Raw genomic sequence first — 13247 nt, forward strand, 5'->3', positions numbered from 1 at the left:
GCCGGACACGGCTTCTACCTCTGGGCGAGATGAAGGAGGACACGATGATCGCAGCATCGCGGAAACCCGGGCAAGCGAAGACCGGCATCCAGCGGGCGACCGGCCTGGACTACGGCGAGTGGTTCGCCCTGCTCGACGAGTGGGGCGCCCCAGGCAGGCCGTTCCGGGAGATCTCCGCCTGGCTCCGGGGCGAGCATGGCATGTCCGCCTGGTGGGCGCAGAAGCTGATCGTCCACTACGAGCAGGAGCGCGGGCTGCGGCCGCCCGGTGCCCGTCCCGGCGGCACGTTCACGGTCGGTACCGGCCGGACGGTGCGGGTGCCCGCCGACCGCCTGCTGGCCGCGGTCGCCGACCCCGGCGGCTGGCTGCCCGGTGTCGCACTGACCCGCCGCCCGGGCCGGTCGGTCCGCTTCGACCTGGCCGACGGCACCCGGATCAGTGTCACCGTCGAGGCCAAGGACGACAGCAGGAGCCAGGTCCACGTCGAACACCAGCTGCTGCCCGACGCCGCGGCGGTGGAGCGGCGCCGTGCCTTCTGGCGCGAGCGCCTGACCGAACTGAAGAACCGACTCGAGAAGGAGAACTGATCATGGCGAACATCGACAGCGTGCGCGCGGTGGGCATCCCCGTCACCGACCAGGACAGGGCAGTGGAGTTCTACGCCGGGACGCTCGGCTTCGGCAAGCTCATGGACGCGCCGATGCCGCAGCTCGGCGGGCGCTGGATCGAGGTCCGCCCGCCCGGGTCGGCCGTCACGGTCGCGCTGCTGCCCGCGAGCGAGCGGGCACCGTCCGGAGTGGACACCGGGATCCGGTTCACCACCGGCGACGCGGCCGCGCTGCACGCCGAGTTGTCGGCGGCGGGCGTGGACGTCGACGAGCTGCTGGTCTGGGAGGGAGTGCCGCCGATGTTCGACTTCCGCGACCCCGACGGCAACGTGCTCTACGTCAGCCAGAGCTAGCGCCCTTACCTGCGAGGTAATCGACACCGTGACCTCCCGCGGGAGATCGTTCGAGGCAACATCCCCGCGACCGAGGAGAGTCATCGTGACCACGCAGACCAACGCACGTTTCCTTCGCCTCGCCCTGCGCCTGGACGCCGTCGCCACCGGCGCCGTCGGGCTGCTCCTGCTGATCGGCGGCACCTTCCTCGCCGGACTGCTGGGCCTGCCCGCCGGGCTGTTGCACGGTGCCGGCGCGGGGCTGGTGGTGTTCGCGGCGGCCGTCGCCTGTCTCGGTCTGCGGCGGCGGCTCAGCCGCGTTGGTGCCCGGGAGGTCGTGGTGGTCAACGCCCTGTGGGTACTGGCCAGCGTCGTCGTCGCGGTGACCGTGCCGATGACCGGCCTGGGACTGGCGTTCGTCCTGCTGCAGGCCGGTGCGGTGGCGGTGTTCGCCGAACTCCAGGTGGCCGGGCTGCGCCGGCTCGCCTGACCCCGCCCGCCCCGATGCCCGGCGGCGGGCAGGGCGGCCCCCGACGCCGTCCCACCCGTCCGCCGGGCACCGGCAGCTTGACACGCACTCCATGTTCGGGTCAACTACTGTATTAGTTGAGTAGAACAATTTGGAGGTGCTCACGGTGGACTTCCGTGTGGATCGGGCCGCCGGAATGCCCGCCTACCTCCAGCTGGTGCGGCAGGTGAAGGAGGCGCTGCGGCTCGGCTGGCTGAGACCGGGGGACCGGTTGCCGACCGTCCGCGACGTCGTCGCCAGCAGTGGCGTGAACGCCAACACGGTGCTGAAGGCGTACCGCGAACTGGAGTTCGCCGGACTGGTGGAGGCGCGGCAGGGGTCGGGAACGTTCGTCAAGGCCGCCCTCGGTTCCGTCGCCCCCGAGGTGCTGGACGAGTTGCGTGGCGAGCTGACCGGCTGGGTGACCCGGGCCAGGGAGGCGGGGCTGGAGGACGAGGACATCGACGCGCTCGTGCGCGCGGTTCTCGGTGAAGGAAGGGTGGAGGTCGCATGACGACCGAGGTCGCGGTACGGGCCGAGGGCCTGAGCAAGAGCTACCGGGGGTGGCGGCGCCGGGAGAACTGGGCGCTGCGGGACTGCACGTTCGAACTGCCCCGCGGTCAGGTGACCGCGCTGGTCGGTGCCAACGGGGCGGGCAAGTCGACACTGCTCGGCATGCTGGCCGGGTTGCTCGACCCGGCGGGCGGGACGGTCGACGTGGCCGGCCGCACGGCGTTCGTGGCGCAGGACAAGCCGGTCTACAAACAGCTGACCGCGCCGGACATGCTCCGGCTGGCGGCCCGGCTGAACGAGACCTGGGACCAGCGGCGGGCCACCCGCTGGCTGGACCGGTTCGAGGTGCCCGCCGACCGCCGGTGTGCCCGGCTGTCCGGCGGCCAGCGGGCGCAGGTGGCGTTCGCGGTCGCGCTCGGCGCCCGGCCGGACGTGCTGCTGCTGGACGAACCACTGTCCAATCTGGACCCACTCGCCCGGCGCGAGGTGATGACGGAGCTGCTGGCCGAGACGGCCGACGCGGGAATGGCCGTCGTGCTGTCCACCCACGTCGTGGCCGAGCTGGGCGGGGTCGCCGACCGCCTGCTGCTGCTGGCGAGGGGACGCCTGGTCGCCGACGGCGAGGTGGACCGGCTGCTCGGCGAGCACCTGCACTACGTCGGCCCCCGGGCCGACGAGCCGCCGGGGCCCGGCGAGGTGATCGAAGCGCGGCACGAGGAGCGGCAGTCCACGTTCCTGGTGCGGCTGGCCGGCGGGACCCCGGTCGTCGCCGAGCCGTGGATCACCCGGCCGGTGACGCTGGAGGACCTGGTGCTGGCCCGGCTGGCGGCGAGCAGGAAGGAGGCGGCATGACCGCGGCGACACAGACCACGACGGCGAGCCGGACCGAGGCGGACGGCCACCGGGGGACCGGCTGGGCGGACCTGGTCTGGATCACCTGGCGCCAGCACCGGCTGGCCCTGGCCGGTACCGGCGGCCTGCTGGTGCTGACCGCCGTCCTCATGGTGGTCTTCGGGCTCACCGTCCGTCCCGTCGGGCGGTACGGCGAGTTCGACCGCAGCCTGCTGGATCTCACCCAGTACGCGATTCCCGGCTACGCCGCCCTGATCGCGGTGTTCTGGGCGGCGCCACTGCTGGCCAGGGAGTACGAGCAGCGCACCCACCTGCTGGCGTGGGGTCAGGACGTCAGCCCGCTGCGCTGGCTCACCGGCAAGACGGCCGTCCTGGCCGGGGTCGCGGTGGTCTACGCCGTCGTGCTCGGCCTCGTGTCGAGCTGGCTGATGCACCGGCTGCGGGCCGTCCTGCCGGACTGGCCGCTGATCCGTCCGTTCAGCGGCCACGGATTCGAGTCGTCACCACTGCTGCAGGCCGGGTACGCGCTGTTCGGCTTCGCGCTCGGCCTCGCCGTCAGCGCGATCAGCAGGCGGACGGTGGTGTCGATGGGGATCACGCTCGCCCTGTTCGCCGGCATCCGGGTGTTCGTCATTGAGAACCTGCGGCCCTACTTCATGACGCCGGTCCGCTCGGTCTTCCCGCTGGGTGCGGAATTCCGGCCCGGCGGCCGCGACGACCTGTTCGTCGGCGGCGGGATGCTGGACGCCGCGGGCAACGAGGTGGACCCGGCACGCTGCGCGATGCCCGTCGGGCCGGACGGGGACCCCTACCTCTGTGAACGGCAGGCGGGAGCGGTCTCGCACTTCGTCGACGTGCAGCCGGCCGACCGGCTGGCGGCGTTCCAGCTCATCGAGTTCGGCCTGTTCGCCGCGCTGGCCGTGGTGCTCGCGGTGGTGACCTGGCGGGTCATGCGCCGTTCGCCCGCCGGTTCGGTTGGCTGAGTGGGAAGCCCCCGCGCGGGGGCTTCCCACCATCCGATAGGGACGGTTTGACCCCTCGCCCGCCCGGCGGTGATGATCTCCACCTGCCGCGACGAGGAGGCGACGATGGCGCACGACAACCTCCGCACCGCCGCGTGGGGTGGCCTGGTCGGGACGGCGCTGGAGCAGTACGACTTCGTCATCTACGGCACCGCGACCGCGATCGTGTTCAACAAGATCTTCTTCTCCGCGGCCGATCCCGCGATCGGCGTGCTGGCCGGGTTCGCGACGTACGCGGTCGGTTTCCTCGCGCGGCCGTTCGGCGGGTTGTTCTTCTCCCGCTACGGCGACCGGCTCGGCCGCAAGTTCGTGCTGGTGACCACGTTGTTCCTGATGGGGATCGCGACGTTCGTCATCGGCGCGCTGCCGACCTACGACCAGGTCGGGCTCCTCGCCCCCGCGCTGCTGGTGGTGTTGCGGCTGTTGCAGGGATTCGGCGCGGGCGCCGAGCAGGCGGGCGGGGTGGTGCTGCTCACCGAGGTCGCACCGCCGGACAAGCGTGGCCGGTACGCCTCGCTGGTGTTCGTCGGCGCGGCGGCGGGCACCGCGCTCGGCGCCGTCGTGTGGATCCTGGTCCAGTTGCTGCCCGACGACCAGCTCCTGTCCTGGGGCTGGCGGCTGGTGTTCTTCTCCAGCGCGTTCGTCACCGTCGCCGCGTACGTCCTGCGCCGCAGGCTGCGTGAGTCACCGGTCTTCGAGCAGGCACGCAAGGAGCAGGCCGAGGAACGCAGGCTGGTCGAGTCGCCGATCAAGAGCGTGTTCACCGTGGGGCGCAGGCCGTTCCTGCGTACCTTCGCGCTGAACATCGGCGGCAACACGCATTCCTATCTCGTCCAGGTCTTCATGGGCAGCTACCTGATCCAGACCGTCGGCGTCGACCCGCGGCTGGTGCCGCAGGCGCTGCTGGTGGGCGCGTTGTTCGGCTGCCTGTCGGCGTTCGTCACCGGGGTGCTGAGCGACCGGCTGGGCAGGCGGCCGGTCATCATCGCGGTCGCGGCGTTCCTGGTCGTGTTCCCCGCGCCGGCGTTCCTGTTGCTGGACACCGGTGAACCGGCGCTGGTCGTCCTGGTGATCGTGCTGGGCTTCGTCTTCGCCGCCTACGGCACGGTCGGCTCGCAGGCCGCCGCGTTCGCCGAGCTGGCGGGTTCCCGGCACCGGTACGCCGGGGTCGCGCTCGGCCGGGAGTTCTCCGCGGTGCTCGGCGGTGGCATCGCGCCGCTGTTGTCCGGCGTGATCACGCAGATCGTCGCGGGCTGGACCGGTGTGGTCGTGTACATGACCGCGATCATGCTGGTCACGCTCGTGACGGCGGTACGGATGCCGGAGACACGCGGCCGCGACCTCACGCTGGAGGCCGACGCCTGAAGCCAGGCAGCGCCCGACGTCCCGTGAGGGCCCGGCACAGTCCGGGGCGGGCGACCGTGCGCGAACGTGGAACTCGCGTACCGGAACGCAGAACTCGCGTGCACGAGCGTGGAGTTCATACCGTGAGACACGCTCCCACCCTGTGGCCCCGCGAGTCCCACCTTCCTGCACGCGAGTCCCACGCTCCCGCACGCGAACTCCACCTTCACGCACACCACCCGGCAGCCGGGGCCCTCACGGCATCCGGATGTCAGCGGCGCGTGGCAGGGTTGGCGCATGGCAGGTGCGGGCAAGGCGATCCTGACGGTCGTGCTGGTGGCGACGATGACCGGCCCGGCGGTCGTCGACTTCAACGACAGCCACGTGTTCAACCCGGACTGGCCGCCGCACGCCCGGTTCCACGCGGTGATGCTGCTCGCGGTCGGGGCCGCGATGTCGGCCGTCGCGTTGTGGCTGCTCTGGCGGCGTCCGGCCGACCGCACCGGCCTGCGCGTGGCCACGGCCGTGCCGGTCGCGGTGTGGGGCGCGTTCTTCGTGCCGCTACTGGTGCCCGGCACCAGCGTCGAGGAGTACCCGGGTGAGGTCGGCCGCCTGCTCGGCATGCCGCTGAACCTCGTGCTCGCCGCCGTCTTCATCGCGCTGACCCTGACCGGCTACGGCCTGTCGGTCCGCAGGAACACACCGAGGCAGCCGGGCCGCTGACCGTCGCGCCGGATCTCGAAGTCGCCGCCGGGCTCGACCCCGGGGTGGCACCGCCGGTAGTGGCGTTCCAGGCGCTGCGCGCCCTCCCGGTCGTCGAGCCACCGGGTGCGGTGGCCGCACTCGCCACACCGGTACCGGAACTTCGCTGTCATAGCAGGCAGTTTCGCCTTTTCGCAGGTCAGCGACCAGGTCGACCACCTGCCATTCATGGCCGGTTAAGATCAGGCGATCCCGCCGGCACACCTGGAGGAACTCCGCCGTGGCCACTCCCTTCGGTGTGCTCCTGCGGGATGCCCGGCGGCGCGTCGGCCTGACCCAGGACGAGCTGGCCGAACGGTCCGGCGTCGGCGTCCGGACCATCCGGCGGCTGGAAACCGGCAGTGGCAACGATCCCCGCATCGGCACGGTCACGCTGCTCGCCGACGCGCTGGACGTCACCCCGGACGAACGCCGCGACCTCCTCTCCGCCGCCGACGGCAGGCACCAGCCGCCCGCACAGCGGACCGCCGAGCCGCCGGCGCCCGCGCCGCAGGTCAGCCTGCCCGCCGTCCCGCCCGAGGTGGCCGAGTCGGCCGATCACCTGGCCAGGGTGATCGCCACCCAGCTGCGCCGCGAGGAGGAACTGCGCCGCGTCCACGACCCGTTCCCGCTGCCGGTGCGCTGGCGGCAGGCACCCGAGCACCTGGCCGACCACTGGGACAACATCTGCCGCGTCCCCGCCGGCGTCGCCGCCACGCCGCTCGACCTCGCCGGCGAGGTCGGCGACGTCGCCGACGCCTACCGGCGCGTCCCCTCGCGGCGGCTCGTGGTGCTCGGCCGCGCCGGATCCGGCAAGACCGTGCTGACCCTGCGGTTCGTCCTGGACATGCTGGCCGCCCGCGCACCCGGCGACCCGGTGCCGGTGATCTTCAACATCGGGTCCTGGGACCCGACCGCGACACCGCTGCGCACCTGGCTGGCCGACATGCTGCAGCGGGACCAGCCCGGACTCGCCGCCGCCGCGCCCGGCGGAGCCACGCTGGCCGCCGTCCTCGTCGACACCGGCCGCGTCCTGCCCGTGCTGGACGGCTTCGACGAGATCGCCGAGGGCCTGCACCGGCCGGCACTGGAGACGCTCAACTCGCTGTCCCTGCCGTTGCTGCTGACCAGCCGCTTCGCCGAGTACGAGCGGGCGGTCACCGCCGTCGACGTGCTCACCTCGGCCGCGGTGGTCGAGCTGACCGACCTCACCCCGGACGACCTCGCCGCCTACCTGCCCCGCACCGCCCGGCGCGGGACCGACTGGGGTCCGGTCATGGCCGCCCTGCGCGACGGCGACGCGAACCTGGCCGAGGTCCTGTCGACACCGCTCATGGTCGGCCTCGCCCGCACCGTCTACAGCGACTCCCGCGACCGCGACCCCGCCGACCTGCTGGACACCACCCGGTTCCCCACGCCGCGGGCCATTGAGGAGCATCTGCTCGACACGTTCCTGCCCACCGTCTACGGCGGCCACGGCGAGCGGCGCGGCCGGGACGTCGCGCGCGTGCGCCAGTGGCTGGGGTTTCTCGCCGACGACCTCGACCGCCGGGGCACCGGTGACCTGGAATGGTGGCGGATCGGCGGCTCGCTGCGCGCCTCGTCGCGCGTCCTGCTGGTGACGCTGGCCGCCAGCGTGGCCACCGCGCTGGTCGACTGGCTGGTCTTCATACCCCTGTTCACGCTGAAATCCGGCACCGCACCGCACTGGCGGAGCACCCTCGCCGACGGCCTGCTCATCGGACCGGTGGTCGGCGTCCCGTTCGGCCTGCTCTACCTGCTGATGGTGGTGCGCAGAGGCAGGATCACCGAACCCACGCGGTTCCGGGTGCGCCTGTTCGACCGGTCGGGCAGGCAACCCGGGTTCCGCAGAAAGCTCACCACCCGCTTCGTCGCCGGCGCGCTGTGCGGCGCGGCCGCCGGCATCGCCTACGCACCGGCCGCCGTACTGGTGAAGGCGGTGTCCCCGCACATCACCCTCCCCGCGGACACCGGCCTGCTCGTGCGGGCGACACTGATCGACGCCGGTCTGTGCGCGGTGATCTTCGGGCTGGCCTGCGGCGCGGTGTTCGCGCTCGCCGCCCTGCTGGAGGCGCCTGCCAACCTGACCACCGCGACCAGCCCCGCCGACCTGCTCGCGGCCAACCGCACGACCACCCTGCGCCTGACCGGTGTGCTCGCCGTCGTCCTCACGCTGGCGATCGGTCTCGGCGGGTACCTGATCGTCACCGGCTGGCGTGCCGTCGCCGGTGACTTCGGCGGCGTCATCTGGGGCCTGCCCAACGGCCTGCTGATCGGTCTGATCGGCGGGTTGAGCGCGGGCGCTGGCTACATCGTCGCGTTTACCGCGTGGGGGCACTGGCTGCTGTTCACCCGCATCCGGCTCCCGCTCACCGGCAGGCTGCCGTGGGCCGTCACCGCACTGCTCGACGACGCCTACCGCCGGGGCGTGCTGCGCCAGTCCGGCGCCGTCTACCAGTTCCGGCACGCCCGCCTGCAGGAGCACCTCGCCAAGGCCTACCGCGCGACTCGTTGACGCTTTTCGCCTGGTCAGAACAACCGGCCAGAAATGGCCGCCGCCGTGCCCTTCCCCGCGAACCCCGCCGCTGCCGACCATTGCCGCACCGATGCCGGAAAGGGGTCTGGGGTGGACACCGGGGTGAACTGGGAGGCGTACAGCCACGAGGAGCTGTACGAGATGTTGTGGCAGGAGGCCGACGTCGCCGACGTCAGCACGATCGCCGCGGAGTGGTCGCAGCACCGGGCGGCGCTGGTCAATCACACCGAGGTGTTGCGGGAACAGCGGGCGGCGCTGCTGGACGGCTGGCGGGGTACCGGCGCCGAGGAGGCCGCCCGCAGGCTGGGCGTGCTGGCCGACCGGGTGGAGAAGATCGCCGAGCTGGCCCGGGCGGGTGAGCAGGCTGCCGAGCGGGCGGCCGACGCACTGGCCAGGGCCAGGGCGATGATGCCGCCGCCCCCGGGCAAGCCCGTCGCGCCGATGGGGACCCCGGCGGCGAACTGGGCAGGCCTGACCGCGCCACCGGCGTGGTCGCCACCACCACTGCCCAGTGCGCCGCAGTCCGACCCCGGCGCCGCCTTCGGGGCGGTCGGCGGCGCCGGGTTCAGCTTCTTCGTCGGCGCCAACGCCACCGATATGCAGAAGCAGCAGGCGGTCCGCGCCATGCGGACCTACGAGTCCAGCCTGACCGACTCCAGCCGGATGATCGGCCAGGCACGGGACACGATCCCGCCGGCGGCCACGTCGCCGAGCAGCGCGACCGCGCCCGCCTCCGCGAGCGGGACCGCGGGAGCCGCGCGGTCGTGGCAGAGCCTGGTCGGCCCGGGCAGTGGTACCGCGACGGCGCTGCCCGGCACGGTCACCGGCGGGACGGCCCTGCCGACCGGCCTGCCCCCGTCGGCGCAGCTGGCACCGGGCGTCCGGGTCGGCGCGATGGATCTGCCGGGCGGGTCCGTCGCCGCGGCGCGGGCGGCGGCCGAGTCGGCGGCCGCGCGTTCGGGCTCGATGGGCGGAATGGTGCCGCCGGGCGCGGGCGCCCGCGGCGGAGCGGACGACGAGGAGCACGAGAACCAGATGCCGAGGATGAACCACGGACTCTTCCCGCTCGCCGAGCCGGCCAGCGAAGAGGTCATCGGGGAGGTGCGCTGATGAGCGAGGGCGTCGAACTCGAACCGGACCTGATCGGGCAGCGGATCAGCACGCTGGCCCAGCTCGGTGACCTGACCGGCGAGCTGGTCGCCACCGCCAGCAGGCTGGCGCAGCGACTGCCGATGCTGGGCACCGCACCACCCGCCGTCGAGCTGGCGCAGCGGCTGCGGGAGGCCGCGGGCAGCTCCGGGCTCGCCGGTGAGGTCGAGGCGGCCGAACGGGAGGTACGCGAGTACAAGCAGCTGCTCGACGGCGCCCGCGGCAAATACCAGGAACGCGACGATCAGGCGAGCGAGGATCTCCGCGAGATGGGGGGATCATCCGGATGACATCAACATCTGAGTTCACGCTGACCGAGCTGGACCTGCTGGCCACCTACGCGGGCAGGCGCCCGCCGTTCCCGCTGCGGGTGCCCTCGTGTGGCCGCGACTCCGGCGAACGGGCGGCGCTGCTGGCCGAGGCAGGCCGGACACTGTCCGAGCGCGGACTGGCGAACGAAGACGGTCCGGTCCGTCTCGCCGCGGACTTCGTCGACACGCTGCGGGACCACCGGCGATCGGTGGACCTCGTGGTCGTGTGCGGCTCACTGGTGCGGGGCACCGTCGCGATGATCGACGGGGAGCAGGCGCTGCTGTGCGGGCAGTCGATCGGCGGCGAACCGGGGCCGGTGACCGTCACCCGGATCACCGACGCCGCGCTGACCGCGGAACTGTCCGGGCGGATCCCGAGGGCGGCCGCCGCGCAGGCCATGCCGATCACGCTGCCGCCCGGTGTCGTCGAGGCGGCGGCGCGGCTGGAGGGCCCGGCGCCCCGCAAGCGGTTGCGCGCACTGGTCGCCGAACGCGGTGGCGACGAGGCCGCCGTCGACGCACTCATCGCCCTGCTGCCCTCGGTGACCGGGCGCGGGCAGGGCGGCGTCGTCGTGGACGGCGTCGGACGAACTGTCGAACTGTCGTGGTTGGACAGTCCACACGGGAGGGTCCGGGTGGATCGCGACGAGAGCGGCTGGGTGAGCGTCAACCCGCTGCGACGCGACGACCTGGTCAAAGCGCTGCGTGACGCCGCGGCTGGGTAGGAGATTGGGGACAGGCAATGGATCCGGCACAATGGCTTGCGGACTACCGCGACCGGCTCGAACACGCCGCCTACGGCGCGCAGCGGGCACGGGAGAGTCTCGCCGACGCGGGGGCGGCCGCGAGGTCGCCGCGTGGTGAGGTCACCGTGACCGTGAACGCGGCGGGGGTACTCGAAGGGGTCGAGCTGACCCCCATGGCACGCAAACTGGAGGCCGCCGTGCTCGCCGACCTGATCGTCGGCACCGCGCGGGAGGCCCAGCGTCTCGCCGCCGCACGGATGGCCGAGGTGATGGCAGGCTACCTCGGTGATGGGCCCGCGCTGACGCAGATCACCCGGCACATGCCGGCGGAGGTCGTGCGATGACCACACCGTCGTACCAGGTCGACCCCGAGCAGCTGCGGTCGCACGCGGGCAGGCTGGCCGCGCACGCCGACCGGCTGTCGGCCATCGGCACCTCACTGCCCGGGGAGATGAACGCGGCCTCGCTGGGCTCGTTCGCCCAGTTCATCACCACCGGTGTTGGGGCCGCGATGGCGAGGACGAGTGAGGCGTTCGGGCACGCGTCATCCACAATGGACAAGGTGAGCGAGGGGATGCGGCGGGCGGCGGAGCATTACCAGCACTCCGACGACGACCACGCCGCCGGGCTGACCGGGATCGGGGAGGGAATCCGATGACCGCGGTGACCGAACGGTCGGCTGTGGAGATCAACACGGCACTGGCCGACCTGCGGCTGGCGGGTGACTCCGTCTCGAACAAGGACTGGCTGTCGGCGGACATCGCGGGCGAGCCGGTCGTGTCGATCGGCATGCTCGGCTCCACGGCGAGCCCGCTGTCCGCGCTGAGCAGCGCGGGCTGCGACTTCCTCACCCCGATGATCTCGTTCCTGGAGGAACCGCTCGGGCAGCTGCGGGGCGAACCGGACTCGGTGTCCGGGCCCGCCGGCACGCACGACGGCGCGTCCCGGGACGCGAACTCGCTCGCCGACGAGTACGGCACGTCCGTGCCGGAGGAGACCAGCGAGTGGTCCGGTGGCGCCAAGGACAGCTACCTGGAGACGGCGACCAAGCTGGTCGACGGTATGAAGGCCATCGCGGAGTCGGCGGCGACCAACGCGTCGGCGATGATCGCCGCGGGTGAGGTGGTCGCGCAGGTCGTCGACATCGTGACGCGGCTGATCACCGAGGCCGTCGGCAAGATCGTGCCGATCATGACCGAGGCCATCGCCGCCGCGCCCGCGACGTTCGGCGCGAGCATCGCCCAGGCCATCCCGCAGTGCGTGGCGATCGCCGTGGACTACGGCGGGCAGATCGCGGCCAAGCTGGGGGAGCTGCTGGCCAGCGGCGAGAACCTGATCGCGTTGCTGGAGGGCGCGGCGGGCGTGCTCGACGTCGTCAAGACCGGCCTGGACGTCATCGGCGACCTGGCCGGCGGCGAGTCGTCCGCCGAGGAACCATCCACCGAGGAACCCGGGAAAACCGAGGAAACTGGGGAGACAGAACAATGAGGAAGATACTGGCGGCGCTGGCCGCCGCCGTCATGCTGACCGGCCTGTCCGCCGCGGTGCCCGCCGCCGCGCAGGCCGCGCCGCCGGTGTTCCGCGACGGCAACGGGCTGACCGTGGTCAAGCAGCCGGAATGGGTCAAGGACAGTGACCGCACGTTCACCTTCACCGTGCGGTCCGAGCAGGTGGCCCGGTACTCGGTGCTGCCGGGGCAGGTCTCCGGTGAGCACGTGATCATGGTGACCCTGCCGGAGGGCTACGACTCCTCCGGCGGCACCCGCTACCCGGTGCAGTACCACCTGCACGGTCACCCGGACTACCCGAACACGCCGATGAACCAGCTGATGTTCGAGAGTTCCACGACCGGCGGCGTTCCGCTGATCACCGTGGCGCCCAACGGTTCCGGCCGCGGCTGGTACACCAACTGGGTCAACCCGCCCGCCTCGATCGGTCAGCAGAACTGGCAGAACTTCCACCTCGACCAGGTGATCCCGTTCGTCGACGCGAACCTGCGCACGATCGCGTCGCGGGACGCCAGGGCCATCTCCGGCCACTCGATGGGCGGCTTCGGCGCGTTCCACTACGCCGAGACCAGGCCGGAGCTGTTCGGCTACGTCGGCGCCTTCTCCGGTGGGCTGGACCTGCTGAACCAGGCACAGCGGGCGGCTGTCGTCGGTACCACGCAGCTGCCCGGCAGCGGTTCGCCGACCGTCCCGGCCGACGCGATCTTCGGCGTGCCGGTCTGGCCGCTGGACACGGTGTGGAACGCGAAGAGCCCGGCGCAGCACGTGGGTTCGCTGCGTGGCATGGGGGTCGCGATGTACACCGGCAACGGCGGGAACCTGACCGAGAATCCGGCGCAGGCGGTCGTCGAGAAGGTCGCGCGGGACACCAACCTGGTCACCCGCGACCACCTCGCCGCCGCGGGCATCCCGCACACGTTCATCGACTACGGCGACGGCAGCACCTGGGCGGAGGGCTGCAACGGCAAGCACGCGCAGCCGGCCTGCCTGGTGGCCGACATGAAGCACTTCGTCGGCCTGCTGATGGGCAGCCTCACCCACCCGTGACCGTGCCGC

17 protein-coding genes are annotated in these 13247 nt (G+C 72.3%); 16 read left to right on the top strand and 1 reads right to left on the bottom strand.

What is annotated here, in order from left to right; genetic code table 11:
• Window positions 1-44 precede the first annotated feature (44 nt).
• From EWH70_RS19140 to EWH70_RS19175, 8 genes are all read left to right on the top strand, one after another.
• A complete protein-coding gene (locus tag EWH70_RS19140) occupies window positions 45-587 on the top strand; it encodes a DUF4287 domain-containing protein (protein WP_165436334.1) in 543 nt (180 codons plus the stop codon).
• Between the two features lie 2 nt (window positions 588-589).
• Complete coding sequence (locus EWH70_RS19145) at window positions 590-961, top strand: VOC family protein (RefSeq protein ID WP_130476813.1); 372 nt, start codon at window positions 590-592, stop codon at window positions 959-961.
• An 85-nt stretch (window positions 962-1046) separates the two neighbouring features.
• Window positions 1047-1430: a hypothetical protein gene (locus EWH70_RS19150; protein WP_130476814.1), complete on the top strand. Its 384-nt coding sequence runs from the start codon at window positions 1047-1049 to the stop codon at window positions 1428-1430.
• A 175-nt stretch (window positions 1431-1605) separates the two neighbouring features.
• Entirely contained in the window at window positions 1606-1962 is a 357-nt protein-coding gene (locus tag EWH70_RS19155) for a GntR family transcriptional regulator (RefSeq protein ID WP_130476964.1), read from the top strand.
• Entirely contained in the window at window positions 1959-2813 is an 855-nt protein-coding gene (locus EWH70_RS19160) for an ABC transporter ATP-binding protein (protein ID WP_130476815.1), read from the top strand. The genes EWH70_RS19155 and EWH70_RS19160 overlap by 4 nt, the downstream gene beginning before the upstream one ends.
• A complete protein-coding gene (locus tag EWH70_RS19165; RefSeq protein WP_130476816.1) occupies window positions 2810-3796 on the top strand; it encodes a hypothetical protein in 987 nt (328 codons plus the stop codon). Before EWH70_RS19160 ends, EWH70_RS19165 begins: the two co-directional genes overlap by 4 nt.
• A gap of 105 nt (window positions 3797-3901) precedes the next feature.
• Window positions 3902-5200, top strand: coding sequence for an MFS transporter (locus EWH70_RS19170; RefSeq protein ID WP_205669171.1), 1299 nt, complete (start codon window positions 3902-3904; stop codon window positions 5198-5200).
• A 276-nt stretch (window positions 5201-5476) separates the two neighbouring features.
• Window positions 5477-5902, top strand: coding sequence for a DUF6640 family protein (locus tag EWH70_RS19175; RefSeq protein WP_130476818.1), 426 nt, complete (start codon window positions 5477-5479; stop codon window positions 5900-5902).
• Here the strand turns inward: EWH70_RS19175 and EWH70_RS19180 are convergent.
• Window positions 5854-6054, bottom strand: a complete 201-nt coding sequence (locus EWH70_RS19180) for a hypothetical protein (RefSeq protein WP_130476819.1) — start codon at window positions 6052-6054, stop codon at window positions 5854-5856. The two genes, EWH70_RS19175 and EWH70_RS19180, sit on opposite strands and share 49 nt — an antisense overlap.
• Before the next feature lie 107 nt (window positions 6055-6161).
• Here EWH70_RS19180 and EWH70_RS19185 point away from each other — a divergent pair, with 107 nt between their 5' ends.
• From EWH70_RS19185 to EWH70_RS19220, 8 genes are all read left to right on the top strand, one after another.
• Entirely contained in the window at window positions 6162-8456 is a 2295-nt protein-coding gene (locus EWH70_RS19185; protein WP_130476820.1) for a helix-turn-helix domain-containing protein, read from the top strand.
• A gap of 111 nt (window positions 8457-8567) precedes the next feature.
• Window positions 8568-9587, top strand: coding sequence for a hypothetical protein (locus EWH70_RS19190; RefSeq protein WP_130476821.1), 1020 nt, complete (start codon window positions 8568-8570; stop codon window positions 9585-9587).
• The gene (locus EWH70_RS19195; RefSeq protein WP_130476822.1) at window positions 9587-9916 is read left to right on the top strand and encodes a hypothetical protein; all 330 of its coding nucleotides are present in this window, start codon (window positions 9587-9589) and stop codon (window positions 9914-9916) included. The genes EWH70_RS19190 and EWH70_RS19195 overlap by 1 nt, the downstream gene beginning before the upstream one ends.
• Window positions 9913-10662, top strand: a complete 750-nt coding sequence (locus EWH70_RS19200) for an ESX secretion-associated protein EspG (RefSeq protein ID WP_130476823.1) — start codon at window positions 9913-9915, stop codon at window positions 10660-10662. Before EWH70_RS19195 ends, EWH70_RS19200 begins: the two co-directional genes overlap by 4 nt.
• 17 nt (window positions 10663-10679) lie before the next feature.
• Entirely contained in the window at window positions 10680-11027 is a 348-nt protein-coding gene (locus EWH70_RS19205; protein WP_130476824.1) for a YbaB/EbfC family nucleoid-associated protein, read from the top strand.
• Complete coding sequence (locus EWH70_RS19210) at window positions 11024-11341, top strand: type VII secretion target (protein WP_130476825.1); 318 nt, start codon at window positions 11024-11026, stop codon at window positions 11339-11341. Before EWH70_RS19205 ends, EWH70_RS19210 begins: the two co-directional genes overlap by 4 nt.
• On the top strand, window positions 11338-12171 hold the full coding sequence (locus tag EWH70_RS19215) for a hypothetical protein (protein WP_130476826.1): 834 nt from the start codon (window positions 11338-11340) through the stop codon (window positions 12169-12171). Before EWH70_RS19210 ends, EWH70_RS19215 begins: the two co-directional genes overlap by 4 nt.
• Complete coding sequence (locus EWH70_RS19220; RefSeq protein ID WP_130476827.1) at window positions 12168-13238, top strand: alpha/beta hydrolase; 1071 nt, start codon at window positions 12168-12170, stop codon at window positions 13236-13238. Before EWH70_RS19215 ends, EWH70_RS19220 begins: the two co-directional genes overlap by 4 nt.
• Window positions 13239-13247 lie beyond the last annotated feature (9 nt).

Origin of the sequence: Amycolatopsis suaedae, assembly GCF_004214935.1 — a bacterium.
Lineage (GTDB): Bacteria > Actinomycetota > Actinomycetes > Mycobacteriales > Pseudonocardiaceae > Amycolatopsis > Amycolatopsis suaedae.